The organism is Methylomonas sp. 11b (assembly GCF_000515215.1).
Classification (GTDB): domain Bacteria; phylum Pseudomonadota; class Gammaproteobacteria; order Methylococcales; family Methylomonadaceae; genus Methylomonas.
In genome coordinates this window covers 3029875-3056022 of record NZ_KI911557.1, presented here as the reverse complement: position 1 = coordinate 3056022, position 26148 = coordinate 3029875, and the positions used below count along the sequence as shown (strand labels likewise).

The 26148-nt window shown below is 51.7% G+C and carries 24 protein-coding genes; 14 read left to right on the top strand and 10 right to left on the bottom strand.

Translation table 11 applies throughout. From position 1 onward, the window contains the following. Nucleotides 1–4: 4 nt before the first annotated feature. The 6 genes from METH11B_RS0114700 (at nt 5) to METH11B_RS0114675 (ending at nt 7028) form a co-directional block, all read left to right on the top strand. Complete coding sequence (locus METH11B_RS0114700; protein WP_020484158.1) at nt 5–1609, top strand: NAD-binding protein; 1605 nt, start codon at nt 5–7, stop codon at nt 1607–1609. Then, complete coding sequence (locus METH11B_RS0114695; RefSeq protein WP_026602667.1) at nt 1606–2310, top strand: potassium channel family protein; 705 nt, start codon at nt 1606–1608, stop codon at nt 2308–2310. Before METH11B_RS0114700 ends, METH11B_RS0114695 begins: the two co-directional genes overlap by 4 nt. Beyond that, nucleotides 2291–2788 (top strand): disulfide bond formation protein B, encoded by a 498-nt coding sequence (locus METH11B_RS0114690; protein WP_026602666.1) that lies wholly within the window; start codon nt 2291–2293, stop codon nt 2786–2788. Before METH11B_RS0114695 ends, METH11B_RS0114690 begins: the two co-directional genes overlap by 20 nt. A gap of 431 nt (nt 2789–3219) precedes the next feature. Beyond that, complete coding sequence (locus METH11B_RS0114685) at nt 3220–5427, top strand: primosomal protein N' (RefSeq protein WP_026602665.1); 2208 nt, start codon at nt 3220–3222, stop codon at nt 5425–5427. A 175-nt stretch (nt 5428–5602) separates the two neighbouring features. Further along, nucleotides 5603–6355 carry a DUF5765 domain-containing protein gene (locus METH11B_RS0114680; protein WP_026147088.1) on the top strand — a complete coding sequence of 251 codons (753 nt, stop codon included), beginning with the start codon at nt 5603–5605 and terminating at the stop codon, nt 6353–6355. Nucleotide 6356: 1 nt separating this feature from the next. Next, nucleotides 6357–7028, top strand: a complete 672-nt coding sequence (locus tag METH11B_RS0114675) for an NAD(P)H-dependent oxidoreductase (RefSeq protein WP_026602663.1) — start codon at nt 6357–6359, stop codon at nt 7026–7028. Here the strand turns inward: METH11B_RS0114675 and METH11B_RS0114670 are convergent. The 9 genes from METH11B_RS0114670 to METH11B_RS0114630 all read right to left on the bottom strand — a co-directional run bounded on the left by METH11B_RS0114670 (nt 7025) and on the right by METH11B_RS0114630 (nt 15559). Continuing rightward, nucleotides 7025–7519 (bottom strand): C40 family peptidase, encoded by a 495-nt coding sequence (locus tag METH11B_RS0114670; protein WP_026602662.1) that lies wholly within the window; start codon nt 7517–7519, stop codon nt 7025–7027. The two genes, METH11B_RS0114675 and METH11B_RS0114670, sit on opposite strands and share 4 nt — an antisense overlap. Nucleotides 7520–7872: 353 nt before the next feature. Further along, nucleotides 7873–8382 carry a hypothetical protein gene (locus METH11B_RS0114665; protein WP_026602661.1) on the bottom strand — a complete coding sequence of 170 codons (510 nt, stop codon included), beginning with the start codon at nt 8380–8382 and terminating at the stop codon, nt 7873–7875. A gap of 72 nt (nt 8383–8454) precedes the next feature. Further along, a complete protein-coding gene (locus METH11B_RS0114660; protein ID WP_155931130.1) occupies nt 8455–9465 on the bottom strand; it encodes a hypothetical protein in 1011 nt (336 codons plus the stop codon). 368 nt (nt 9466–9833) lie between these two features. After that, nucleotides 9834–11258 carry a hypothetical protein gene (locus METH11B_RS0114655; protein ID WP_026602659.1) on the bottom strand — a complete coding sequence of 475 codons (1425 nt, stop codon included), beginning with the start codon at nt 11256–11258 and terminating at the stop codon, nt 9834–9836. After that, nucleotides 11258–12649 carry a bifunctional glycosyltransferase family 2/GtrA family protein gene (locus METH11B_RS26840; RefSeq protein WP_026602658.1) on the bottom strand — a complete coding sequence of 464 codons (1392 nt, stop codon included), beginning with the start codon at nt 12647–12649 and terminating at the stop codon, nt 11258–11260. Before METH11B_RS26840 ends, METH11B_RS0114655 begins: the two co-directional genes overlap by 1 nt. A 98-nt stretch (nt 12650–12747) precedes the next feature. Beyond that, the gene (gene dinB, locus METH11B_RS0114645; protein ID WP_026602657.1) at nt 12748–13842 is read right to left on the bottom strand and encodes a DNA polymerase IV; all 1095 of its coding nucleotides are present in this window, start codon (nt 13840–13842) and stop codon (nt 12748–12750) included. Between the two features lie 6 nt (nt 13843–13848). Then, the gene (locus METH11B_RS0114640) at nt 13849–14151 is read right to left on the bottom strand and encodes a DUF4389 domain-containing protein (RefSeq protein WP_020484170.1); all 303 of its coding nucleotides are present in this window, start codon (nt 14149–14151) and stop codon (nt 13849–13851) included. 7 nt (nt 14152–14158) lie between these two features. Next, complete coding sequence (locus METH11B_RS0114635; protein WP_020484171.1) at nt 14159–15178, bottom strand: DUF2333 family protein; 1020 nt, start codon at nt 15176–15178, stop codon at nt 14159–14161. 108 nt (nt 15179–15286) lie between these two features. Next, nucleotides 15287–15559 carry a YcgL domain-containing protein gene (locus tag METH11B_RS0114630; protein ID WP_026602656.1) on the bottom strand — a complete coding sequence of 91 codons (273 nt, stop codon included), beginning with the start codon at nt 15557–15559 and terminating at the stop codon, nt 15287–15289. A gap of 86 nt (nt 15560–15645) precedes the next feature. Between METH11B_RS0114630 and METH11B_RS0114625 the strand changes: the two genes are divergently transcribed. From METH11B_RS0114625 to METH11B_RS0114590, 7 genes are all read left to right on the top strand, one after another. Further along, nucleotides 15646–16236: a CPBP family intramembrane glutamic endopeptidase gene (locus METH11B_RS0114625; protein WP_020484173.1), complete on the top strand. Its 591-nt coding sequence runs from the start codon at nt 15646–15648 to the stop codon at nt 16234–16236. Nucleotides 16237–16245: 9 nt separating this feature from the next. After that, entirely contained in the window at nt 16246–16713 is a 468-nt protein-coding gene (locus METH11B_RS0114620; RefSeq protein ID WP_036276016.1) for a hypothetical protein, read from the top strand. A 94-nt stretch (nt 16714–16807) separates the two neighbouring features. Further along, complete coding sequence (gene guaB, locus METH11B_RS0114615; protein WP_026602653.1) at nt 16808–18274, top strand: IMP dehydrogenase; 1467 nt, start codon at nt 16808–16810, stop codon at nt 18272–18274. 87 nt (nt 18275–18361) lie between these two features. Further along, nucleotides 18362–19321, top strand: a complete 960-nt coding sequence (locus METH11B_RS0114610; RefSeq protein ID WP_231499620.1) for a class I SAM-dependent methyltransferase — start codon at nt 18362–18364, stop codon at nt 19319–19321. Between the two features lie 73 nt (nt 19322–19394). After that, nucleotides 19395–20981 carry a glutamine-hydrolyzing GMP synthase gene (gene guaA, locus METH11B_RS0114605; RefSeq protein WP_026602651.1) on the top strand — a complete coding sequence of 529 codons (1587 nt, stop codon included), beginning with the start codon at nt 19395–19397 and terminating at the stop codon, nt 20979–20981. Nucleotides 20982–22345: 1364 nt separating this feature from the next. Next, a complete protein-coding gene (locus METH11B_RS0114595) occupies nt 22346–22852 on the top strand; it encodes an RNA polymerase sigma factor (protein WP_026602649.1) in 507 nt (168 codons plus the stop codon). A gap of 151 nt (nt 22853–23003) precedes the next feature. After that, nucleotides 23004–23948, top strand: coding sequence for a FecR family protein (locus METH11B_RS0114590; RefSeq protein WP_026602648.1), 945 nt, complete (start codon nt 23004–23006; stop codon nt 23946–23948). 110 nt (nt 23949–24058) lie between these two features. On the opposite strand, the gene METH11B_RS0114585 is transcribed toward METH11B_RS0114590, so the two are convergent. Beyond that, on the bottom strand, nt 24059–24559 hold the full coding sequence (locus METH11B_RS0114585; protein WP_026602647.1) for a septal ring lytic transglycosylase RlpA family protein: 501 nt from the start codon (nt 24557–24559) through the stop codon (nt 24059–24061). 272 nt (nt 24560–24831) lie between these two features. Between METH11B_RS0114585 and METH11B_RS0114575 the strand changes: the two genes are divergently transcribed. Continuing rightward, nucleotides 24832–26133, top strand: a complete 1302-nt coding sequence (locus tag METH11B_RS0114575) for an NAD(P)/FAD-dependent oxidoreductase (protein WP_026602646.1) — start codon at nt 24832–24834, stop codon at nt 26131–26133. Nucleotides 26134–26148: the final 15 nt, after the last annotated feature.

The window sequence follows — 26148 nt, the reverse complement described above, 5'->3', positions numbered from 1 at the left end:
CCAGATGCTAGCCAAACTGATTGTTTATTGCGCGTACTACTTAAAATCCGCCGATTGGTATCGGTCAGCCAAGCTGTTTTTTTACGATCTGCTGGAAAACAGTCATAGCCGGAAGAAGAAGTATTTCGACGCGACGATGATAGCCCTGCTGATTTTGAGCGTAATTTTTCTGATTTACGACATCGAACACGAAGACAGCAAAATGGGCGGCTATTTCGAGCTGGCGATTCTGATGGTGTTTATCGTCGAATATTGCCTGCGGGGCTGGATTTATTCCGACACTTATAAAGTCATCATCGAGGAATATGAGAAAGCGCTGTATTTAAACCTGGATTTCAATCTGCTCGGGGTGTTTCGCAAAGCCTTTGTCAGAGATATGGAGTACATCACTTCGCCGTTTGCGATCATAGACATCTTGGCGATTCTGCCCAGCTACCGACCGCTGGCGATCTTGCGCATCTTCATCATATTCCGGCTGTTTAAGCTGTTTCGTTATTCCAATAGCGCCAAATTGTTTGCTGACGCCTTGGCCAGTAAGCGCTTCGAATTGATGACATTGTTGATCTTCACCTGCTTTCTGGTGTTTATCGCCAGCGTGTCGATTTATATGTTCGAGTACCAAGCCACCAACAGCGGTATTCATAATTTATTCGACGCCTTTTATTGGACCATCGTCACCTTGGCCACTGTGGGCTTTGGCGACATTACCCCGCAAACCACCGGCGGCCGCTGGGTGACGATTTTTTTGATACTGGCCAGCTTGGGGGTGCTGTCGTTCTTCACCTCCATCCTGATCGCCGCGTTCAGCGAGAAAATGTTGTCAATGCGCGAGAGCCGAACCTATGCCCAACTTGAGCGTTACGATAGCTTCATCATCATTTGCGGTTTCGGTCGGGTCGGCCAGGAGATCGCCCGCCATTTGCAGAACGACCGACAGAAGTTTTTAATCATTGATCGAGTCCCTGAACGAATCGAGTTAGCCAAGAAGCGTGGTTATCTGGCGATAGAAAGCGATGCCAGTAATAATGAAGTGCTGATCAACGCCGGTATTTGCCGCGGCGCCAGCGCTATCTTGTGCATCACCGGCGACGATGTGATAAATGTTTATGTGACGTTAACCAGCCGGCATTTAAATAAAAACCTGCGCATAATTTCCCGTGCCAACCGCCACGATAATGTCAATAAACTCTACCAGGCCGGCGCTGATAACGTCATCAGGCCGTTTGAGATTGCCGGTTTGCTGGCGGCGGAATTTGTTGGGCAGCCCGTCGCTTTCGAGGCCATCTCCGGTATTTTGCATAACCAAACCGAGACGGTAATGGAGTCGGTATTGGTCAGCGAAAAGTCGCCTTTGGATAATCAACAAATCGGTCAACTGGATTTACAGCAACGTAAGCTCACCTTGTTGGGCGTGATCAGCGACAATCCGATTCATCTGAAACATAAGAATAAATACCAGGTTAAGCAGCAACATTTTTATTTCAATCCGGAAGTGGACTTTATTCTGCGGCATGGCGATATGCTGGTGTTATTGGGCCGTAAGTACGGCATCGATCATTTTCGCGATCAAGTGGAACAACGCCGTCTATTCAGCAGGAAGCCCAAATGAAAAACATCGCCGTATTCGGTTACAACCGACTGTCGTTCGAGGCCATTAGCCGGTTGGACAAAGAGCTGTATCAAATCACCGTCATCGATCACGACCCGGCCAAAGCTACGCTTGCCCGTGAAAACGGCTTTGAAACCGCCAACATCGATTTCCGTAGCGATGACGATTTGAAGCTGATCGGCATCGGCGCGCATATCGATACACTATTTTGCTTTTTCGACACGGACTCGGAAAATGTATTTCTGACACTGTCGGCGCGGGCGCTGGATAAGCAGTTGAATATCGTCGCGATTGTCGATAGCCCGGAGTCGGCGGAAAAGCTGTTGGCGGCCGGCGCCAACAAGATTATCGACCCTTACGAAATCTGCGGGCGCAAGATTCACGACATGCTGAAGCGGCCGGATATCAACGATATTTTTGATCATACGGTGTTCGGCAGGCACGATTTGCATCTAGCCGAAGTGACGATTCCAGAAAACAGTTATCTGGAAAACACTCATGTCACAGAGTTACAGCTGAGTTCGCAGTATAATTTGATATTGATCGGTATCGTCAATAAGCAGGTTAGCGAACAACTACACTTTGTAGTTGAGGAGTTCGACCGCCGCCTAAGCGTTGGCGATATCTTGGTTATTTTGGGTCCCTCGCGGGAAATTAGAGCATTCAAAAAAGACGTCGAAAATGAATTTAGTAAAAATTAATCCGCGTATTGGTTTTTTTCTGGGCTTTGCCGCCTGCGCTTCGCTGTTGGGGGTTGGCGCGTATTTACAGTTTGTCGAAGAGTTGGAGCCTTGCCCGCTCTGCATTTCGCAACGTTTGGCTATTTTGGCAACAGGCGTCATTTTTTTGATGGCCGGTTTGCACAATCGTGGCCGAAAAGTCTATGCGGTGTGCAGCGCGGTTGCGGCCTTGATCGGCGCCAGCGTCTCGGCCCGCCATGTCTGGTTGCAACATCTGCCGCCCGAAGAAGTGCCGGAATGCAGTCCGGGGCTGGAATACGTATTTCAACATTTCCCGCTGGCCGATACCATCAAATTGATGCTGACCGGCACCGGCGAATGCGCGAAGATCGATTGGACCTTGCTGGGCTTGAGTATTCCAGCCTGGACCTTGTTCGCGTTTTTGTTGTTGGCGGGTTGGGCGGGCCTGCAATTTTTTAACGATGCCGATGCCGTCTAGCTGCGCGATTGGCAAGTTGCTTGGGGAAATCGTTCCTGCTGATAAAGAAGCTTAAGCCATGTCAAGAGTCTTCAGAGTCGGAACCCTGATTTTTTCGGGGCACCCAATTGATGGATCTGCCGCAGTTACCGCGTCGAATCGATACAGCTCCGCAACAGGTTATGCACAAAAACGGGGCATAGCCTGCGCAGCATTGCAATAGCGCCTGCGATATTTAACACAGATTAATTTTTTACGTAAGTCATTGATTTATAATTGGCAAATCAGCTGGCTTAAATTTGCACAATTTAACAAATGTGTAATAAAAACCGACACTAAGCGATTCTCTCAAAAGCCTATCCACAGAGTTATCCACAGTTTTTGTGGGTAACTCAGATTCCTCAATCCTGTTAACGACTTAGCGATCTAATATCAAAAAAACATCACGAGACATGCCTAACTGTGACACTTCCGGCAATTTAATTTTGAAAGTTGCTGTGCCAGTTCCGCTGGACCGGTTATTCGATTACCTGCCGCCAGACGGTGTTAGTGTGACCGCATTGCAAGTCGGTATTAGGGTGTTGGTGCCCTTCGGTAAGCGTCAGCAAGTAGGGGTTTTGCTGGCTGTCGCGGACCATTCCAGCGTCCGGGTGGATAAACTTAAACCGGCTATCGCCATTCTGGATACCCAGCCGCTATTGGCTGACACCGACATCCAGTTATTACGCTGGGCCAGCCGATATTATCACCACCCCATTGGTGAAGTGCTGGCCGCAGCGTTTCCGGTGGCCTTACGCCAAGGCCGGCCGGCTTTGCTGCAACGGCAGCCCTGCTTCGGCCTCAGCCCGCAAGGTCGGTTGGTTGCCCCGGAACAGCTACGCCGCGCGCCCAAGCAACAAGCGCTATTGGCATTGTTGCAATCTACCGGTAGCGCTATGACCGCTGCCGCGCTTAGCGCCTACAAACCCGCGCTGAAAGCCTTGCTCGATAAGGGCTTAGTCACGGCGCAAGACCCAATTCCAGGCTCTGAATTAGCCTTGACCAAAACCGCGTTACCGGCCAATCCGGAGCAACAAGCAGCTATCGCTGCGGTCATCGCCAATCTGGGTCGCTTTGCCGTATCCCTGCTAGAGGGCGTTACCGGAAGCGGCAAGACCGAAGTGTATATGCAGATCATCGCTAAGGTGTTGGCGCAGGGCAAACAAGTCCTGGTTTTACTGCCGGAAATTAGTCTGACGCCGCAATTGGAGCAGCGCTTTCTAAAGCGTTTTGCGGTGAACATGGTGTCCACGCATTCCAAACTAACCGATAACCAGCGTTTGCAGGCCTGGCTGAGTATGCAGCAAGGTGAAGCTGCGATTATGCTCGGCACCCGTTCCGCGCTGTTCACACCAATGCCGCGTCCCGGGCTGATTATTCTCGACGAAGAGCACGATAGCTCGTTCAAACAACAGGAAGGCTTTCGCTTTTCGGCGCGGGACGTCGCCATCGCCAGGGCCAAGGGCTTAGGCATCCCGGTATTGCTGGGCTCGGCAACGCCGTCGCTGGAGAGCATGGCGAACGTCGCCCAGCACCGCTACCAACTGCTACATTTGCCCAATCGGGCCGGCAATGCCACAGCGCCGAGTTTTCAGCTACTGGACATTCGCAATAAACGAATGCAAGCCGGTGTGTCCGAACCGCTGCTGGCAGAAATCCACGCCACCTTGGACAAGAAGCAACAAGCACTGATTTTTCTCAACCGGCGTGGCTATGCGCCGGTGCAGATTTGCCATGGTTGCGGCTGGGTCTCGCGCTGCCGGCGCTGTGACGCCAATCTGGTGATTCACGCCGCCGACCGGTTGTTGAGGTGCCATCACTGCGGCGGCGAACAACCTTTGCCCAAGCAGTGCCCATCCTGTAAAACCGGCGAATTACAGGCGCTGGGTTTAGGTACCGAACGTATCGAACAGACCCTGGCAACCTTATTTCCGGACAAGACCATCGTGCGCCTGGACCGGGATACCACGCAGCGCAAGGGCTCGCTGGAGCAGTATCTGGAGCAGATTCACGATGGCGGGGTCGATATTATTCTCGGGACGCAAATGCTCGCCAAGGGCCACCATTTTCCTGGGGTGACGCTGGTAGCCATTCTGGATATAGACAGCGGCCTGTTCAGTATTGACTACCACGGTAGCGAAAGACTGGCGCAGTTGATTGTGCAGGTGGCGGGGCGGGCCGGTCGGGCGGATCAACCCGGTAAGGTTATGTTGCAAACCCGGCATCCGCAACATCCTTTGCTGGATACCTTGCTAAGCTCGGGCTATCGCGCTTTCGCGCAAAGCGCGCTGAAAGAACGGCGGCAGGCCGGCTTGCCGCCGTTCGGCCATCAGGCTTTGCTTAGGGTGCAAGCCGGCAAGGCCGAGGAGCCGCAGCAGTTTTTACAGGCCGTTTGCCAAAAAATCAGCGAACTGAACCCCGGCATAGTACAGGTCTTGGGGCCGGTGACGGCGCCGATGGCCCGGCGTGCGGGCTTGTTTCGTTACCAGTTGCTATTGCAGAGTCCGCAGCGTAAAGAGCTGCATCATCTGCTGGATAGTTTGTTGCCGGCCATTTATGTCTTGAAGGAAGCCAAAAAGGTGCGCTGGTCGCTGGATGTCGATCCGGTGGATTTGTACTAGTCTGATCCGCCAAAATCCGGCGATTTAGTCCGGTTTATGTAATAATTCCCGCCCTTTACGACGGATCGTAGCAAAACCCATAGACATCTGAATCGGTAAATTAAACGCCGTTGGATTGCACGGTTATAAAACTAGATGCCTATGCCTATAACTAAAATAAAGAAGGTATTTTTCAATGTGTTGGAGTGGAGAAGCGTCAGGCGTTTTGGCTGCCGCAGGTTTAACGACCGCTGTTTACGTGGCCTACAAAGGCGAATCCAAGGAACTGTGGATTCCTTTAACTTATTTTGCCTTGATGGAACTGTTGCAGGCATTAACGTATGTGTACATCAATCTGTGCGATAACCCGAATAACCAGGTGCTCACTCTACTCGGCTATTTACATATCGCCTTCCAGCCGTTTTTCGTGAACATGGTGGCGATGTACTTCATTCCGGAAAGCGTCAAACTAAAGATCAGAACCACGGTTTACACCTTGTGTGCGATCAGTTCGCTGGCGATGTTGATTAAGATGTATCCCTTTGCATGGGCCGGCGACTGTGTGCCAGGTACCGAGGGTTTCTGCGGCGTGCAAACTTGCTCGGTGTCCGGGGATTGGCATATCGCCTGGCAAATGCCTTTAAACGGTTTGATGTCGCAACCGGTGACTTGGCTGTTGGGTTTCAACTGGGGTTTGCATGCGTTTTCGTATATTTTGGCGGCGTTTTATCTACCTATCATGTATGGTTCCTGGCGCTTTGTGGCTTTCCATTATTTGATCGGACCCTGGATTTCAGACGTTACCACCAACGATCCGAACGAGTATTGTGCGGTATGGTGTCTCTTTTCGATCGCGCTGTGCGTATCGGTGATCAAAACCCCGATCAGAAAACATCTGCACGTGAAGAAATGGCCGTTCTATCAACGTGAAGTAGGCGACAGCTTGTAAGATGACCATTAGTAAACAGGACATTCTCGACGCGTATCAATTTCGTCACGCCTGTAAGGAATTCGACGCCGAGCGCAAAATCGCCGGCACGGATTTCGATTTTATTTTGGAAGTTGCCCGGCTCTCGCCCAGTTCCTTTGGACTGGAGCCTTGGCAGTTTCTGGTCGTGCAAAATCCGGATTTACGCGAAAAACTCCGGACTGTTACCTGGGGCGGGCAAAAGCAGCTGCCTACTGCCAGCCATGTGGTGTTGACCTTGGTGCGGAAAAGCCATTTCATGCGCTACGACAGCGCCTATCTGCAACATATCATGCGCAACGTGCAGCAGTTTCCGGAAGACATCATCCAACTGCGTAGCGGTCTGATCGAGAAATTCCAACGTAGCGATTTTGACTTGCTGGGTTCCGAACGCACTTTGACCGACTGGGCGACCCGGCAAACTTATCTACCGTTGGCTAATATGATGACCGCGGCAGCGATGATAGGGATCGATTCTTGTCCGATTGAAGGTTTCGAGCGCGCGGAAGTGGAGCGGATCTTGGCGGAAAACGCCAACGTGAATTTAGAGCACTGGTCCGCCGCTTACCTGGTTGCGTTCGGTTACCGGAAAAATCCGCCGGCTAGACCGAAAACTCGGCAAGAGCGCGATGCGGTAGTGCGCTGGTTGGACTAATTTATCCTACAGCTATTGTTGTCGCTGTCGTTTAGCGACAGGGAATAGCGAGCTACGGGGCGGCGCACCCCGATAAAGCGCTCCCGCCAATACGGCTGCCGGAGGTCGGAGACCATCACCTGGCCGGTCCGGCTACTGGGCGCATGCACGAATTGCTCGCCGCCGATGTAAATCCCGACATGTGAAAACGGTCGCTCAGTGGTGAAAAAGAGCAGATCGCCCGGCTGCCTTTGCTCAGGCTGCACTGCCGGCAGTTGCCGGGCCAACGATTGGGTGTCGCGCGGCAGCCGCACTCCCTGGCGGTTATAGACGTAATAGACCAAGCCGCTACAATCGAAGCCTTGGCTAGGTGACTCCCCCCCATAGACATACGGCGCACCTCGCAATTGTAACGCGTCGTTGGCGGCGATCCGGTTGCCGCCTTCGGGAGCAGGCAATACGGTTAGCGGTGCTTTTTCTTTGCTGGCGCAGCCGGTAAGCTGACTCAGCATGACAACCGCCACTATCTGACCCAGCAGTAATAAAGCACAGCGGTAAGATAGACACGTAGACATCGGATTTATCGGCAAAAAATTTATCAATTTGCATATTATAGACAGGCTATTCGCTGCCCGCTCGCTGTTTGTCGCCAACAGGCACTGCTTTGCGCTTACCGACGTGGCAAACACCAGCCTCCGGGATCACATGTGCGTATTGCGAACAAAACAGCCGCTCCTTACGACTTCAAAACCACCACCAATTCCAATGTAAATCCTGCCAGATTTTGAACGTCTTGGATCGACTATTTGCGGCCTACATGGCTTTCATTTGTCTGGGGATACAGCTTTTTTCATGATCGTTAGTATCAATGAACAAATAATTTTTCGATTTTTGTAATCAGTTGCGCGGCTTCCGCTGGTTGATCGTTAACGATAGTCACGCATTTTTGATAATCGGCGAGTTGAATGCACAGCTTCTTACTGCTGGTATCGGCCATTTTCATGGCCGTGGTTGCAACTAGAAAGTTATCGCGCAGCAACACTTGCTTTTTTACTTGGTAGGTATCGGCTAATTCAAAGAAATGGATGCGATAAAAGTCGTTGAGCATATCGATCAAGGTGACGCTTGAAATGTGCAGTTCGGTTTTTAGCGCATTTTGTAGATAAAAGCCGTTGCCATCGCCCTGAATGGCGATTTCGTAACCGCCCGGAATGCCGTGGCCGGTCTGATGTAGTATCGAAATGGCCACTTGTGCCAACGGATATTGTGTTGGCGGGGCGCTTCGCGCTAACGTTTCGTCTGCTTCCGCGAGATTGAACATGGCTATAACGCCTAACAGCAACAAACTGGAAAGTGACGATTTATACATTTTCATGGACAACTGGAAGGCAACTGGGAAATGAGGTTCCCGAAAAAACCTCATCTTCTAATAGACAGACGAAACCGATCAGACGGCTCTACGTTGGCGATTGACGCCAAACAAACCGAGTAGGCCACTGAGCATTAACCAAGCTGCGGCCGGTACGGGAACTGCTGCTGGCGCGGCGATTTGGGTGTAGCCGATGTCTTTCAGTATACCAAGCTCTATAGCCGATATTTCGCGAGTTTTTAATCCTTCGGAGACGGTTGATGCCATGATCAACTGAGAAAGAGCCGGTGTATCGTCGTCAAGATGCGCAATACTGCTGCCATCAGTCCAAGTAGTCGGTGCATATACGTTAACGCCCACGCCGCCGTTGGCAGCAACGGCATTGGCACCGCTAAACAATACACTGCCGCTACCACCGGTCAGAGCTGCGACCTTAGTGCTATCGAAAACACCGTCGGTACTGATCAGTCGATTTCCTGATGCATCGGTTAAAAAGTTTTCAAATTTGGACCAGGTGTCCGGGGTGCCAGGAGCGTTGCCACCAAATCCTGCACCGGTAGCGTTACCAAATGTAGTAAACCCAAATGAGTGCAATAACTCATGCATGCCGACTTTTTTGAAGTCATACGCATTTGCCGCGACGTTATCAGTCAACCCCCAGTTATAGAAAAAATTCCAATCAATGCTGCCATCGGCATCGCCACCGTTGCCGTCAGTTGCGCCATTAGTCAAAATTTTTGTTTGTACAATGGTTTGTTGAAAGGTACCGGGAACGATGAATGAATCGCTACCCGCCGACGCTAAGGTGTTTTTATTGATACTGTATGAAGTCACGTCATAGGTTAAGTTTGCCGTGTAGTTGCTGAAATAAGCCCCTAACATGCCTGCGGCTTCATTTAGCGCGGTTTTTCTGGCCGCACCAAAAGTGGGGTCATCAAAACCTTGGCCCGGATTCAGATAATTAAAGCTGAAGGTCAACGCTGCTTGCGCCGGTTGAGCCAACAGCCCGAGTGCTAAAACCCCCGCCACGATGACTGGTTTTGTCTTACTTAGCGATCTGTCGTGGTTCTTGTGTCCAATAATATTCATATTTGTTACCTAGGATAAATGTTAGAGTCTGAAGTATAGGTTAACCAAATCAAGAAAACCAATGACAGTCGTGTGACACGGCGTGAGGACATTCATATAGCCCATACATCCCTCCGATTAGCGAGGGCGTAATCGGGGGTGCTGGCTTCACAATGTGCGATTACACCAGCTAACCTACATTTTCAAAGACAGCGGATTTACCTTTCCCTGTCCCCCCAAATTAAATCTTATTTGTCGGAAATGGATCGATTATGACAATTCGTCACTTCCAGAAGCCGTCATTCACTACTGGCACAATTGGCGGCTGACCGTAAATTTGGAACAGAGACGGTTTGGGGCGGTATACGCAATATGCAAAAGCCAAATTATTATTTGGCTTTTGCCATCCAAGGACGCGCCAGCAACAATAAGCTCAGCAAGCTGCAAAAAATCATGTAATGCGAGTAACGAAAGTCCGGTGAGGGTGCGGCCAACATCAAACCCAATTCATGCAAGATGGCGCTGGAAGTTAGGCAAATGACTTCGATATTGGCCGTCACGCGGCGAAACGCAGCGGCAAAAAATAGATAAATTGTCAGGACAAAATAAGGCCAGGGTTGAAAAAACCAGTATTCGACATACTTGGTCATACCTGCCTCAAGCCACTCTTGCAATTTGGTCGCTTTTGGATGAGATCCATAAAAACGTTCTAAGTCGCTGGGAAAATCTTTAGCCATCATCACCGGGCTCCAACTGTTATCCGGCACCAAACCCAGGACATATTTCGATACCGCCAAGCGGTGGCGCGCCCATAAAATCGGCTCCGCCAGTACGGTTTGTATCCACAAATCATGCAGCGTTTGCCGTTGCGGGTCGGTGAGGCTGGCAAAGCCATGTATCTGCGATTCCATAGAATTTTTCGGCAACTCTAACGTGGGCGGCTTAGTCCGGAAAATTTCCCGCCAATACATAGGCGTATAGGCTTTTAGCAGGGGTTCGACTGAGCCACTTGAATTCAAGGTGCCGGCCAGTTGATCGAAAATAACTTGTTGCCGGCCTTTATCGTCCAGCCGTTTGATCACGCCGGCAATATCAAATGAGGCGTTGGCCACCCAGGGATAGGTGTGTCTATCGGCGAGCCGGGTGTTTATCGCTCCCGTGACTGCAAATAATACAAGAGCTAGCACCGCGCCCGAAACTGCCGCGCGTACCAAGCCGAATACGCTGTGTTTTGGAAATAAGCGAAATATGGCAAAGCTGAGTATGGGTATTGTTGCGAAAAATGCATTGTGCCTCATCAGGATCGCCAACCATAAAACCAATATCGTTAGTCCGAATAGCAGAAACGCAAACTGCTGGCTTTGCTCGGCGTGGCTTTTTATATGCCCCGCGATACCGAAAGCAGTAAATAGCGCGCCCCACATCAGCATGTCTTTCAAAATTGCGCCGCTGATACCGAACAGTGGTGGCAAAAATAGTAAAACGCAAAGCCATGGTGCGGCAACCTTTGCGCCGTACGGTTTAAAATAAGCCTGAAAGGTCAGATATGCGCCGGTCCACACCAAGCCGAGTTGCAGAAACAACATACCCGCCGGCCCAGGCGTCAGGCTATCGCTGAATCGCCAGATAATAGCCATTAAAGGTGGATGCCAGTCGGAAAAGCGGCCTTCGCGAGCTTCGAGGATTTGATTGACCGCGTCATAACACAGGAAGCCCGGATACATGATGCCGAAATGGATCAGGAATCCGCTGATAAAAATCCATTCGATTGGCAGCGCTCCGGCCAGACTATTTATTTTTTTGGTAACCGTCATCAGGCTTGACGAATTTTCTTAAAAACGATTAATCGTGAAGCCGAAAAATTTAATACCATACCGGCCAATGAACCCACGGCAACAGCCAATGCGGGATGCTGATAAGCAAGGGGTACGCTGAAAATCATCCACAAGTAAGCGCCGTTATTGGCTGTCCAGCCCAGCATATTGGCCAGCACATAACGCAGCCACTCATGATGCATGGCGTGGTGGCTGGCACCAAAGGTAAAGCGCCGGTTAAGCCACCAGGTGACGGTAACGGCTGCCGGAAAAGCCAACATTTGCGCGCGTAACGGCCCCATGTTCACTACTAGGGACTCTACCAAGCCGGCATTCACAATATAGCCGACTACTCCGACCAGTCCGAAGCGCCACATCTGTCCGAGCAGATCATCGTTACCAGCAGATAAAGCAGTATTGTCGGCAGATAGGATAGCGGCGGAATCGGCAAAAGCGTTCGGCACAAAGACCGGTGGCGGATATTGTAAATAGGTCAGCATACGCAACTCCTTGCGCCCGCGCGTCACTGTATCCAAAATCGTGCCGGTAAAAACGCTCAACGACGCCAGCAGCATAATACCCATGGCAAGAAAGGCTGTCGGGAATCTAGGCACCAGCCCCGTATCCAGGTAAGTCAAGATTACGGGCCAGATCAGCAGCAAGGCTAATGCCACCAGCAAACCGGCCAGCCCCCCAAAAAACACCATGGGCCGCTCATGTCTAACCAATCGGATAATCAACATTAGGATGCGCCAGCCGTCGCGATAGGTGCGCAATTTACTTTCCGAGCCTGCAGGGCGTCCCCGGTACTCCCCTTCGATGTGTGCGGCCGGCATCGACAACTCGAGTGTATGCACGGTTAATTCGGTTTCAATATCAAAGCCGGTGGACAGCGCCGGAAAGGATTTAACGAAGCGCCGGGAAAACACTTTGTACCCGGAGAGCATATCGAGAATCCGGTTGCCGAAAATTTGCCGTACCACACCGGTCAACAGCCGGTTTCCGAAGCGGTGTCCGCCTCGGTATGCAGCATCGCCGGTTTCGCGGCGGATACAATTCACCAAATCGTAAGGCCCGCTCATGGCCAACTTGATCATGTCCGGCGCCAAATTGGCGTCATAGGTGTCGTCGCCATCCACCATCAGGTAAAAATCGGCATCTATATCTCGGAACATGCGGCGTACGACATGGCCTTTCCCTTGCTGGGTTTCATGGCGGACCATCGCGCCCGCCGACCGCGCTGCGCTGACGGTGTTATCGCTGGAGTTGTTGTCGAACACGTAAATAGCCGCATCCGGCAAAACCTGTCTGAAGTCGCTTACTACTTTCGCAATAGACACTTCTTCGTTATGGCAGGGAATAAGGACGGCAATTTTTAACTGATTGAACATGTTTGGTAAGTTAGCTTCCAGTGAAAGAGAGTGAATGTATCAATACGGACAAGATTGGGGCAGGCCTATTCCTGCGGGCCTTGCTACGGCGAAGTAGTTCAACCATCCAGGTCGAACAAATCCATTTGCCTATATTGGCGCAGGCGGCTGTCGCCATTTTCCAGACCCGATAAGGTAACGCCCAGTAGTCGCACTTTGGTGGTGCCGATGCCGGTATTTTTCAGTAATTCGCTCAATAGCATTCTAGTAGTTGGGCTATCGCTGATCGGTTCCGCCAAGGTTCGCCCGCGGGTGATCTGCACGAAATTTTGATATTTTATTTTCACAGTCAGCGTGTAGGCCGTCAGCTGTTTTTCGGCCAATCTGCCCAGGGCTTTTTCCAGCAAATCATGTAAATAGCGCAGAATGCTCGTCTGGTCGGCGATGTCTTGATCAAACGTGGTCTCGATGCCCACCGATTTGCGGGCTCGATTGGTATTGACCTGGCGCGGATCAATACCCCGGGCAATGTTGTAATAGTGTTGGCCGGCTTTGCCGAAATGCCGTTGCAATTCCGCTAGCGGCAATTGTTTTAGATCTTTGCCGGTAACGATGCCCAAGTCGTACATTTTCTGTTCGGTAGCGCGGCCGATGCCGTGAAACTTGCCTATAGCCAGATTTTCCACAAACGCCGGGCCTTGTTCGGGTGTAATGAGGTACAAGCCGTCCGGCTTGCCCAGGTCCGAGGCGATTTTGGCGAGAAATTTATTGTAGGAAATGCCGGCGGACGCCACTAACTCGGTTTGTCGGCGTATCTCCTGCTTGATGTGCTTGGCCAGCAAAGTCGCCGAGCCTTGATAAAGCTCGCTATCGCTAACATCCAGATAGGCTTCGTCCAGCGACAAGGGTTCGAAACGTTCACAGTAACGAGCGAAAATCCCACGGATAGTCTCGGACGCTTCCCGGTAAACATCAAAACGCGGCTTAACGAAAATAGCTTGCGGGCAGAGTCGGTAAGCATGCGCGGAAGGCATGGCCGAACGTACGCCAAACTGGCGGGCTTCATAACTACAGGTGGCGACTACGCCGCGCGAATCAGGCTTACCGCCGACAATGATGGGTTTATTTCTAAATTGGGGATGGTCGCGCTGTTCAACCGCCGCATAAAATGCATCCATGTCTATGTGGATGATTTTGCGCGGCGCTGCTTCCATGGAAAATCACTGCTTGCCGATCAATTCCAGTTTGGCGGTTTCGTTCCAATCGGAAAACGGAAACGGCAGCTGCTCGGTATTGAACGTCAAAAACAGCAAAATATGATAATGGTAAGTTGACAGGCTACGGCCAAAGTTCAGGATATTCGCGTTAGCGTCACCGGTAAACAGCACCGAGCCGACCTGCAACAAAATCACCAGCCACAACAATAGTTTAACCAAGCTATCGATGGCCGCGAAAATCAGCATGAAAATGATGCGTTTCCAGGTCTCGATTTTTTTCAGATTTTCGTTAATTTGTTCCTGCATGATGGCATTAACCTCTGTTCATCACGTCCCGCAAGTCCAGCGCAGCCGCGTTGGCACGAGCAATGTAGTTGGCCATCGCCAGCGAATAGTTGGCGAATATACCGAAGCCGTCGCCGTTTAATACTACCGGGCTCAAGGTTGGTGATAAGGCGTTTTCCAGGGCTTGGATCATATTGTCCAGGGTGTTCATCGCCCGCTTGTCCAACAGAATGTCGGAAAAATCGTGTTTGATGGCTTTCAGAATATGTAATAACGCCCAGCAGGAGCCGCGCGCTTCGTAGAATACGTTATCGATTTCCATCCAGGGCGTTTGGCCGATGGTCGGCATATTGATGTCGATCGGATTGGATGGATCGCCGTGGGTTGCACCGGAAAATTTGTCGGTACTGGCCGCCAAGCGGGTCGAGAGACCGCCGAGTCGCTTGATGACAACCTCGGTATATTGCCACAGGTTATCCGCTCTGGAGTGGAACTGCGCGGCTTTTGAAGTGGAAGACGGGTTTTGCAGGCGAACCATATAAGCGTGCAGCGCTTCGATACCTTTTACATATTCCGATTCGGTGGACGGCAAAGCCCAGGAATTGCGTTCGTAGTAAAAGTACGGCTCGGCTTTTGCCAAATCAGGGTCTTCCGCGGATTGCGATTGGTCGCGAGCGAAATGGTTACGTAATGCGGTGGTGCCGTCGCGCAACATGACCAGCGCGCCGTACTCGAAGTTTTGAATGTTATCGCAAAACAGGCCGGGCGGGGCCACGTCGTTGGAAAGGTATCCGCCGGATTTAAACAGAATCACGTCAGCGATGTGCGCCAGCGTGTTGGCATACACGTATCCAATCGGCATCTGATCGGTATGCGTGACATTCATCCGTTCGATCGCTTCGTCCTGAACGCTAAATTGCTCGGGCTCGCGGCTCCACCATTCGCCTAAAACCAACATGACAATCAGAACAACGCCTAACAGCGAACCAAAACCCCAAAGTATGCCCTTAGACTTTGCGTCTTCGTAAGCTAATGGATTATCTGACATGTGGTGCGTATCCTGGTCTGACTAAATAAGTGAGCAAAAACCGTGCTTTCCGATAAAGATTTTTTGTGAGCATGTTAGCACGGATATACCAATATGGCGCGTGCGATTTCAGTGCAGCTGCTTGTCCAGCGACGTTGGCAAGGCGCTGATCAATGTCGGTGGCAATTGCACGAAAAAGCCTTTGCTTTGCAGGCTGGCGATTACTTTTTCCGGATTTTCCCTGGCTAATTTGCGTTCCGGGGTCAATTGCAACTCCATGACAAATGTTAAGCGGCCAAGGCTTTTGAACAAGGCTTCCGGCACTGCGGAAAAGTCGTCTTTTTTATCCAGATATAAATAAAGTTCGTCTTTTTTTAGGCTTTTATAGATAAAACATTGCATGATGATGACCCATGATCGCTAATGCTGCCAATTCTAATGGTTTTTGTTTAGAATTTTCAGCCCCCGTTTACCTAAAGCCCGATGCCATGGAAAACCAGCCCGCCGCTTCAAACGCTTTTTTCAGAATTGCCTGTTATTTCGAGGGTTCTTTAGCGGTATTGGCGCTGGCTTTAGGCTGGCTTGCCGACCTTGATCCGTTTGCCAATCTGGAGTTTTCCGAGTCGGCATTGGGTATTGGCTTATTCGCGACCGGGCCGCTACTGGTATTATTTTTTGCGATGCAACAACTGACCTATCCGCCAATCCAAAAAATTCGTGATTTACTGCTGGAAACCTTGGGCGCCAGACTGGCCTACAGACATTGGACCGATTTATTGATACTGGCTGCTATCGCCGGTTTTGCCGAAGAGGCCCTGTTTCGCGGCTTTCTACAACCTTGGCTGGAAAATGGCTGGGGCGCGAGCGTAGGCTTGTGGGTTAGCAATCTGCTGTTTGCATTGGTGCATGCGGTCACGCCGCTTTACGCGGTTTTAGCGATGTTGATGGGCTTGTATATGGGGGTGATGCTGGACTATGGCGGCGAACGCAATCTATTGGTGCCCATGGTAATTCATGCGGTTTATGATTTTGTGGCGTTTGTTGTTATTCTCCGCGATTACCGCAACCGCTCTCGTTAGGAGTTATCGATGTCCGCTCACCCCCAGCCATCAGCCGAAGATCTTAGGCCGCACTGGCTCATCTGCGCCGCCATGCTCTTGACGGTGTTAGGTTATAACCTGGTTTGTCATTTTTGGGCTAGCGAACTGCAAATCGGCGTTGATGAAGCGCAACGTGTGCTGATTAGGAGCGTGCTCTACGGCCTGGCTATTTTGTTGTTTCCGTTCACCAAGTTGCTAAGGCATATCCTGCTGCGGCTAAACCAGACCATGCCGGGGCCCAAAACCGCTAGGCAACGCTATCTGTCGACTATAATCATCACGCAAACTTTGATCGAGTTTGTGAGCTTGTCCGGTTTAGCGATGTTTATTTTGGGCGACGGCTTCAACACTTTATATATTTTCAGTGTGATGGGCGTGCTAGGGATTTTCCTGCATAAGCCCAATCCCAGCGAATATTTGGGCATCGCGGCGGCGCTCTCAATCGAAGACAAATAGAGACCTAAATACCATTGACTATTTCCGATTTTTCGGAATGCGGGTTAGGTTGTACAATGGCTGGCTTATTTACGATTAGCCACCCGGTGTGATTATGCAAATCATTCAAGAAGCTCTCACCTTTGACGATGTTCTATTGGTGCCCGCCCATTCCAGCGTACTGCCGCGCGAAGTCGAACTGAAAACCCAACTGACCCGCAAGATTAAGCTGAACATCCCACTGGTTTCGGCGGCAATGGATACGGTGACCGAAGCGCGCCTGGCTATTGCGATTGCTCAGGAAGGCGGCATCGGCATCATCCATAAAAACATGACTGTTGAGCAGCAAGCCGCGGAAGTCAGACGCGTTAAAAAATACGAAAGCGGCGTGATCAAGGACCCGATTACCGTTTCACCTAACGTGACGGTTCGCGAAGTAATGGAATTGACCCGCGCTAAAAATATTTCCGGCGTACCGGTTGTTGACGGCGAAGAATTGGTCGGCATTGTCACCAGCCGTGATTTGCGATTCGAAACCCGGCTGGACGAATCTATTAGTTCGATTATGACGCCTAAGGAAAAGCTGGTTACTGTCCACGAGTCGTTTAAGCATAAAGAAGTCATCGACTTGCTACACAAACACCGAATCGAAAAAGTGCTGGTCGTCAACGATGCCTTTCATTTGCGCGGCATGATTACCGTCAAAGATATCCAAAAGGCCAAAGACAACCCACAAGCCTGCAAGGACGAACAGGAAAGGCTGATCGTCGGCGCGGCGGTCGGTACCGGTGCGGACACCGGGGAACGGGTTGGCGCATTGGTGGAAGCTGGTGTCGATGTCATCATCGTCGATACCGCTCATGGCCATTCCCAAGGCGTGTTGGATAAAGTGCGCTGGGTAAAACAAAACTTTCCGCAAGTTCAGGTTATCGGCGGCAATATAGCTACCGCTGCGGCCGCATTGGCATTGGTCGAAGCCGGCGCCGACGGCGTTAAGGTTGGTATTGGTCCCGGCTCTATCTGCACCACCCGGATCGTTGCCGGTGTCGGCGTGCCGCAAATTACTGCCGTTAGCAATGTGGCGGATGCGTTAAGAGGAACAGGCGTGCCTCTGATTGCCGATGGTGGCATTCGCTATTCGGGTGATGTTGCCAAAGCCTTGGCGGCGGGGGCGCATGCCGTGATGCTGGGTGGCTTGTTCGCGGGTACTGAAGAAGCACCTGGCGAAGTGGAGCTGTTTCAAGGTCGCTCTTACAAATCCTACCGCGGCATGGGCTCATTGGGCGCGATGTCGCAGTTGCAGGGCTCCAGTGATCGATACTTTCAGGAAGACACCGATCAGGTCGAAAAATTGGTACCGGAGGGTATTGAAGGGCGAGTGCCGTACAAAGGCAGCGTGTTGGCGATTGTGCATCAGCTACTGGGCGGTATCCGCTCCAGCATGGGTTACACCGGCAACAGCACGATCGCCGCGATGCACGAAAATGCCCAGTTTGTGCGCGTCACCAGTGCCGGTATGCGCGAAAGCCATGTGCACGACGTGACGATTACCAAGGAAGCGCCGAATTACCATATGAACTAAGGCCGGCCCAGCGGCGTTTACTCATCAGGTCCGCGTATTTTGCGCGGACTTGGACTTGTTTACAGAAAGCAACCAAAATCCATCGCAATGACCGAAACCTCCTCAACTCCATGCAATCTTTGCGGCGGCAACCACGTTGCCGTGTTATCCATGCGCAGCCGCAGCGGCGCCGAGTTGCGTAGCGTAATTTGCAAGGATTGCGGACTGGTCTGGAGCGATCCGTTTCCGCACGATCCTCGCCAGTTTTACGAAGAAGATTATCGGCTGGAATACAAAAACACGTATGCCCCCAAGACCAAGCATATCTTGCGCGCCGGCCGAGTCGCTGTTACCAGGCATGAGAAAATCAAGCATTTGCTACACAAACCGCAAACCATGCTGGATGTGGGCACCGGCGGCGGCGAGTTTGCCTATTTAATCAAATCGCTGGGACATGATCTGCACGGCATAGAGCCGAACAAGGGCTATGGTCAGTATTCGGCCGCGCAGTACGATTTGAATTTGCAGTTTGGCTTTATTCAAGATGCGCAGTTTACAGAAAGCAGTTTTGACGTGATTACCATTTGGCACGTACTGGAACACACGGAAGATCCGTTTTTTGTCCTCGGCAAGTTGCGCAGTTTGTTGAAGCCGGATGGTGTGTTGGTAGTGGAAGTGCCAAACATAGAAGCCACCTGCCAATCGCCGAGCAGCACCTTTCACGAGGCGCATCTGTACAACTTCAATTTGGCGACGCTGCGGCGCATGGGCGAAAAAGCCGGTCTAGTTGAGGATAGACATGTGTTTTCCGAAGATGGTGGTAATGTCACGCTGTTTTTCAAAAAAGCCGAGTCGTTGGCCGATCAAGCCGCTGGCTGGGGAATTCCGGAAAATGCCGAACGCATTACCGCCATTGTGCGCGGCCATACCAATTTACGGCATTACATGCGTGCGGCGCCCTATTTGCGGTTCATCAAACGTATGACTCGTTCGCTGCTCGAAAATCGGCACGTAAAAGGTTTCAAAGACAATAAAAGCCTGCTCGATCAGTTGTATCGAGGCTTGTAGTACGCTCGTAATTTAGATTTTCCGGTGGGTGCTCGATGCTTGCCCACCCTACATTTTTGAAAGGTTTCCCGTCATGTCATCCCACGCGACCAACATCCATTCCGACAAAATCCTGATTCTCGACTTCGGTTCGCAGTACACGCAATTGATCGCCCGCCGTATCCGCGAAATTGGCGTGTATTGCGAAATCTATTCCTGCGATTGCAGTGCTGACGAGGTCAAAAACTTTGCCCCAAAAGGCATTATCCTGTCAGGTGGTCCGGAAACGGTGACCAGCAGCGACACCCCTCGCGCGCCGCAAATTGTTTTTGAGTTGGGTGTGCCGGTACTAGGCATTTGCTACGGCATGCAAACCATGGCGGAGCAGTTGGGCGGCAGAGTGGAATCGTCCGATCACCGCGAATTCGGCTATGCGCAGATTCGCGCTCGCGGCCATTCCAAATTGTTGTTGAATATCGAAGATCATGCCTCGCCGGAAGGTTTCGGCTTATTGGATGTCTGGATGAGTCACGGCGACCGCGTCGTCGAATTGCCGACCGGCTTTAAACTGATCGCCAGCTCCGACGGCGCGCCGATAGCCGGTATCGCCGACGAAGACAAACATTTTTACGCGTTGCAATTTCATCCCGAAGTGACCCACACTAAACAGGGCGGACGGATCTTGAGCCGGTTTGTGTTGGAGATTTGCGGCTGCCAAGCGCTTTGGAACGCCAGCAATATCATTGAAGACAGCATCACTGCGGTGCGCGAAAAAGTAGGCGGCGACCAAGTTATTCTGGGCCTGTCCGGCGGTGTTGATTCATCGGTGGTCGCGGCTCTGCTGCATCGCGCTATCGGTGAACAACTTACCTGCGTATTTGTCGACACCGGCTTGCTGCGTTTACACGAAGGCGATCAGGTCATGGCGATGTTCGCCCAACATATGGGCATCAAGGTGATACGCGTCGATGCCGAAGACCGCTATATGGCGGCACTAGCCGGCGTTAACGACCCCGAACAAAAGCGCAAAATCATCGGCGGTCTGTTCGTGGAGATATTTGACGAAGAAGCCGGCAAACTGACCGACGCCAAATGGTTGGCACAAGGCACCATTTATCCGGATGTCATCGAATCGGCCGGCGCCAAAAGCGGCAAGGCGCATCTGATCAAATCGCATCACAATGTCGGCGGCCTGCCGGAAAACATGAAGCTAAAACTGGTCGAGCCCCTGCGCGAACTGTTCAAGGACGAAGTACGCAAACTGGGTCTGGAGTTGGGCCTGCCCGCCGACATGATTCACCGCCACCCCTTCCCCGGTCCGGGCCTGGGTGTGCGCATCCTCGGCGAGGTGAAAAAACCATACGCCGATTTACTGCGCCAAGCCGATGCGATATTCATTGAAGAACTGTATCGCCATGATCTTTACCATAAAGTCAGTCAAGCTTTTGCAGTGTTCCTGCCGGTAAAATCCGTCGGCGTGATGGGCGATGGCCGCAAATACGACTATGTTGTCGCCATCCGCGCTGTAGAAACCATAGACTTTATGACCGCGCGCTGGGCGCATCTGCCTTACGACTTCCTGGATTTGATCTCACGCCGAATCATCAATGAAGTGCCCGGTATTTCCCGCGTCACCTACGATATTTCCGGCAAACCACCCGCGACGATAGAGTGGGAGTAGCCGCTTCAAATTAAAATGGAACTTTGAAAATGTCTTCCGGTCATTGCAATCGCGGAGTGTGAAAATTTGCTCCGTGCAATAGCTTATTCATTGTTTCTCCCAAGCCGGTAGTCAATTGTTTTGACTACCGGTTTTTTTTGCAATGTATGAGCAATCTTGGTCGCTATGCCGAACTGAAGTTAATAAAAACGCGGCTTGCCAACGTTAGTTTTTACAGGCAAATGTCCGTCAACTCTCATAACAATCAGCCATTTGCGCACTTCGGTCTTAGCGGGTATGGGCTTGGTCCGGCCATGTCGATGCTGACAGCTCCTTTCTTGAGTATTGAGTTTTTCGTAGCTGGGCTGCAAGTGTTGCACGTTACGAAAAAACCTTAAGTTGAGGAGTTGTCCTAGTAATTTCCTTTGCGGCCGATAAAGGTTCGCCAAATCAACCAGCCATCCACGATTTGTTGGCGATATTAACGTTGGTCAAGCCATCGAATAAACAGCCAGTGTGCGATACGGCAATTAGTGGGTATTTAATGACAATAGCGTGAATATACCCTGGCAGTTTTAGAATGGTTTCAGGTGGAAAACGGATAGATTATTTAGGCAAAAATGCAAGGGATTAATTTTAATTATGCACAAAAAACTACTTGACACTGTCGGCAGCCAAAGAATGCCTGGCCGTAGGCTCTAATGTCCGCATATTGCATGTAAGTTATTGATTTTAAATTGTATAAACTGTTGTCTAAATTTGAGTCAATCTAAGCAAAGGCCCCAAAAATTAGGCATTTAGAGCGTGAAAAAACTTTTTATCCCCAAGGTTATCCACAGCTTTTGTGGATAACACCATAACTTAGTTGCCTGTCAGACAGTTAGCTCTAAAAGCTATATTCCCGTGCAGGTTTTTGTCTTATTTCCGACACGGTCGCAACCTGGCTTGACTTGGATCGGGTAAAGGGATGTAAGGGTATCGCTACAGTGGTGGAGGTCTTGGGATTACAGCATATTAAATGCGGGAATCGTCGCGTTGTTGTTGCTGATTCTAGCGTTATTAACCCCGCCCTTAAATACCGCCGCCGGTTACAGAGCCTGTCGATGGGCACACCCGTCAGGGCTTCGACGAGATCATCCCGAACGGAATAGCAATGATAAATGGGGCTGGGTTAATCATCTATCGGCTTCAACTGCGCCCGATTCAAATTAACTATGTTAAATAACTTTTCTGAATAGGCCATATCCCGCATTGTTTGAAGTGCGCTGCTCCGGTAATACTGGTCAATTTGCTGCGAAATGCCCTAAATACCGCTAATTTAGTGCTCTGGCATGAATCTTGGTAGTTCGCCCAATTAACGACACCAAAATTCGCAGATCCTAACCATGAGCAACGCTCTCCACATCTCCCGCCTGATTGAGGCTTACGACGAGGAATTACGCCGGGTGATGTTTAGACGCTGTGGTTGTCTCGATACCGCCGCCGACATCGTGCAGGAAACCTATCAGCGTATGTTTGCCGGCAATTTATGGCAGCAAGCCGATAACCCGCGCGCCTTGCTGCATCGCATCGCCGCTAATCTGGCTACCGATTACGAACGCCGCCGCAATACTCGCAATCAGCATGTAGACCATGATGATACTGGCGACGCGGCCTTGCAGGTTAGCGACGGCATCGATCCGGAGCAAATCAGTCTGGCGCGCGAGCGCTTGGACCGCTTGGTCGCGGCGATAGATAGACTCCCCGCGAAATGCCGGACGGTTTTCGTGCTGCGCAAGTTCGAAGAACTCAGTCATGCGGAAATCGCCCAACGCTTGGGCATATCCCGCAATATGGTGGAAAAACATCTGCGCAATGCTTTAGCCGCCTTGCAAGAGCTAGACGATCTTTAGCCGATTCGCTCCTGTTTTCACAGGGTTATGCGTCCTATAATGGCAAGCCACCAAACCCTGAATCGCGCCCGATGAAAATTTTCAGCCTTTATCGCTCACCGCTAAGCAGCAGGATGCATTGCCGCATGCCGGCTCTAAACGGACATAGGCAATGAAAATTTCTGCCGAGATTAAAGCGGCTGCCCGCGCCTGGTGGGTCAGGCTGGATAGCAGCAAGCTTAGCCCTAATGAACACGCCGAATTTACCCGCTGGTTGGCCGCCGATCCCTTGCATCGTCAGGCTTACGATCAGTTACGCGAATTATGGGGAACGCTGGATGCTATCGCATCGAGAATGACGATTCCGGCCACAAGCAAACCCAAGCCGGCTTTTTGGCGATGGCAGTGGGCGCTGCCTGCATTGGCGGGCGGCTGCCTGGCCTTGTGGATGTTTAATCCTTTGTGGACGATATTGCGCGCCGATTTTCATACCGGTTTCGGCGAGAGGCGTGACGTACATCTTAGCGATGGTTCGACGCTACATTTAAACAGCAATAGTGCCTTGGATGTAAATATTGACGGCGTACAGCGGCAATTGACGCTGCTACAAGGCGAAGCCTGGTTTGAAGTCAGCCCCGACAAAGCCAGGCCGTTTCGGGTAAATACCCAGCATGGCAATGTCACCGCGTTGGGTACGGCGTTTAATGTGCGGCTGCGTGACGGCAAAACGGAAGTCAGCGTCACCCAACACAGTGTGGCGGTAGATTTGGAACAAGCCGACGGCAAAGCACTGCACACCGTTGTCGCCGAGGGCCAGCAAATAAGCTACAGCGCCGAATCCGGATTGGGCAATTTGCAAAACATCGATAGCCAGGCCGTTACCGCCTGGCAGCGCGGCAAACTGGTGTTCGAGAACCGGCCTTTGGGCGAAGTGCTTGCCGAGCTGAATCGCTATCATCGCGGATTTTTGCTTATCAACGATGCTGAACTGGCCCAACGCCGCGTCAATGGTGTGTTTCGTACCGACCAAGCCCTATCGGTGCTGGCGGCCTTGGAAACCTCACTGCAACTGCGTTCCACGCGGTTTGGCGATTATCTGATCGTGCTGCACCGCTAAATTTAAGGGCCGGGTTGATAGTTGCGGGTTGCGGTTTCTGGCTGGCTAATGCTTTCGACCAGGCGGGATCGCGCAACTGCACCAGCCAAAACCCTCTCCGCCGCCTGCCCTCATTCGCCACCGGACGGCACTGCTAGATAACTTACCTCTACCTCCGTCAAACCGCTGACGCCGATTTGCCTGGCCGCGCCTTGTGATAAATCGATCAATCGATTCGGGCTGAACGGGCCTCTGTCATTAATCAGCACATCGACAAAGCGGCCATTGCGCAAGTTGGTAACCCGAACTTTCGTCGGTATAGGCAAGGTTCTATGCGCCGCCGAAAAGCCTTGCGGATCAAAGCGACTGCCGTCGGCGGTGCGATTGCCCGATTCCGCGCCATACCAGGAAGCCAGGCCGGTCTCCCGATAACCATTCGCCGATGCCAGCGGATAATAAGTGACGCCTTTGACGGTGTAAGGCTTGTTGTAGGCAGCGTTGCTTTGATAGGTCGGCAGTTGGGCAGGCCCCGGAGACCGCGGCGGCTCTGATGCGCAGCCCGCCAGTAGCCCAAGTAAAGCCGGCAAAAGGCCTGGATTGGCAAGCATCTGGACTAGTTGGTTTCGCGGCATTCGATAACTCCACTGGGCACACTTTATTTGGCGCCTAAGCGCAGACAATATCTAAGCATAATTTGAAGCTCTCGTTAAAATCCGTTCGCTTTGCCCGCACCTTTCCAGGCTTCATGCTAGCAGACCACAGTCGACACGAGTCCATCCCGTCAAAATCGGCCGGCCCGGACAGGTTTGGTTATAATGCCGGCATCAGGAAATAGACAACTAAGGCCGGGATAGCGATTTTTTTGTTTGCCGACGCGGCAAACAGCACTTGAGGGGAAAGATACATGGCGAATGCATTACCTAAAATCTTGATCGTCGGCGGCGGAGCGGCGGGGCTGGAATTGGCCACGGAATTGGGGCATAAACTCGGCAAAGCCGGAAAAGCGGAAATCACCTTGCTGGATGCCGCCTCCACCCACATCTGGAAACCCTTGCTGCACGAAGTGGCGTCCGGCACGCTGGCCGAGGCTGAGGAAATCGAATATCTGGCGCAGGCGCACAGTAACCACTTCCGTTTCCTGTTCGGCAAAATGGAAGGTTTGGATAGAGCCAATAAGGAAGTCATCGTCAGCGCGATTACCAGCAAGAAAGGCGAAGAGATCATTCCGCAACGCCGCTTCAAATACGACACCTTGGTGATGGCGGTCGGCAGCGTCAGCAACACTTTTGGCATCAAGGGCGTGGATAAATATTGCCGGTTTATCGATACCACCAAGGAAGCCTTCCGCTTCCAAAAACAGCTGGTGGAAACCTATTACATTCAGTCCTACGCCAACCAAAGCCGGCAGCGCGACAAGCCGCTGTCGATAGTCATCATCGGCGCCGGGGCGACGGGTGTGGAATTGTCCGCCGAGTTGCACGAAGTCACCAAATTGCTGGCAACCTACGGCCTGGAAGGTTCGATAGACGTCAACATCACCATCATTGAAGCCGCGACTAAATTGTTGCCAGCCCTGCCGCCACGGCTGTCGCAAGCTACCCAGGAGCAATTGATCAAGCTGGGCATCCAGTTAAAACTGGGCCGCAAGGTCACCGAAGTCACCGAAACCGAAGTGCATACCTACGACGGCGAAGTCTTCGATGCGGATTTAAAAGTTTGGGCTGCCGGCATCAAGGCGCCGGACTGGATGAAAAACCTGGATGGTTTGGAATCCAACCACATCAATCAACTGGTGGTCGATCAGACTTTGCAAACCAGCGACCCCGACATTTTTGCCATCGGCGATTGCGCCGCTTGTGAGTGGGTCGGCCACGGCGGCAACGTGCCGCCACGCGCCCAGTCCGCTCACCAAATGGCCTCAACCGTGGCCAAAACCATCGTCAATCGCCTGAAAGGCAAACCGGCTGCGAAGTTTGTTTATCGCGACTACGGCTCGCTGGTGTCGCTGGGTAAATTCAGCACCGTTGGCAGCTTGATGGGTAGCTTGATGGGCACGGTCAGCGTCGGCGGTTTGATTGCCTATGGCGTGTATTTGTCCTTGTACAAAATGCACCAGGTCGCGATCCACGGCTACTTCCGCACCGCGATGCTGACCTTATCCAATCTGTTCCGGCGTAGTACCCACGCCAAAATGAAAATGCACTAACCCACAACTCCACCG